General features: G+C 58.4%; 1 protein-coding gene. It reads left to right on the forward strand.

Annotated elements, in window-relative coordinates:
* Positions 1-1,390: immunoglobulin-like domain-containing protein (locus tag BS617_RS17855; RefSeq protein WP_212667487.1), on the forward strand; the 1,390-nt coding region annotated here is incomplete at both ends.

The following is a 1,390-nucleotide window of genomic DNA, read 5'->3' on the forward strand; positions in this document are numbered from 1 at the left end:
ACAGGCACATTAACGTTCGCGCCGGGAGAGACGACGCAAACGATCACGGTACCGGTGACGGACGACTACCTAGCCGAAGGCAGCGAGACACTGGACATGGTGTTGAGCAACCCAAGCAATGCGACGATCGCTGATGGGGTAGGCCTAGGTATCATCATTGATGAAGCCAGCCCAAGTGCTGAAGACACCATCAGTGTTACCCTTGAAGGCCCAGCGACGGTTGCCGAAGGCGCGACAGCGACCTATACCGTCACCTTAAGTGAAGCGGCCGTCACCGACATGATCGTTGACGTAGTCACCGGTCATATCGACACGGACAACGGTGACCTGGTCCCTGTGACACAACAAGTCACCATCGTGGCAGGCCAAACAACAGCCACCTTAGACGTCACCAACACCGACGATGCTTATGTTGAAGGCGGCGAAGACTACAGCGTGACCCTCACTGGCACCACCAGTGGCGGCGGGTTCGAAGCCGTGGACGTTGACACCACACCGGTGATCACCACCATTAACGACAACAGCCCAACCGACCCAAGTGTCGAGCCGGATGCTGAAACGATCAGTGTCACCTTAACCGGCGACAGCAGTGTGGCCGAAGGCGGCACCGCGACGTACACCATCACCTTGGATCAGCCAACGGCAACCGAGATGACGGTCGAAGTGATCGTAGGACACATCACAACGGATGACGGCGACCTAACACCGGTTACGCAGAACATTACCATCCCAGCGGGCAGCGACAGCGTTGAGTTCACCGTCGATAACACCGACGACAACTTGGCCGAAGGTAACGAGAGCTACCAAGTTGAACTCAGTGGCACCACCACGGGCGGCGGGTTCGAGACCATTAGCGTCGACACCACCCCGGTTAACACAACGATCGTCGACAACGACGTCCTCTCCATCAGCGTGGATGACGTGACGGTGAACGAAAGTGCAGGGACCTTAACCTTCACCGTTAGCCTCAGCGTACCGACCACGGATGCCGTCACGTTCGACTATGCAACCAGCGACGACAGCGCACTGGCGGGCAGCGACTACACCGCCGTGAGCGGCAGTGGCAGCATCGCCGCAGGCGATACGCAATACACCATCGAGATCCCGATCACGGACGACAACTACGCCGAACTGACCGAGACGTTCAACATCACGTTGAGCAATGTCAGCGCCGGTGTCGCCATCGCCGACGGCAGCGGTGTGGGTACCATTACCGACGACAGCGCACCGGCTGATCTTGAGACCAGCACAGTGACGTTAGATAGCACCCCTAGCGTAGAAGAAGGCGGTGACATCACCGTCACAGCGACCGTGGATAACCCACCGGTCGACACGCCGCTGGTCATCACGCTAGACAACGGTGAGACCATCACCATCCCTGTGGGCCAAA

The sequence above is a fragment of the Neptunomonas phycophila genome (assembly GCF_001922575.1).
Classification (GTDB): domain Bacteria; phylum Pseudomonadota; class Gammaproteobacteria; order Pseudomonadales; family Balneatricaceae; genus Neptunomonas; species Neptunomonas phycophila.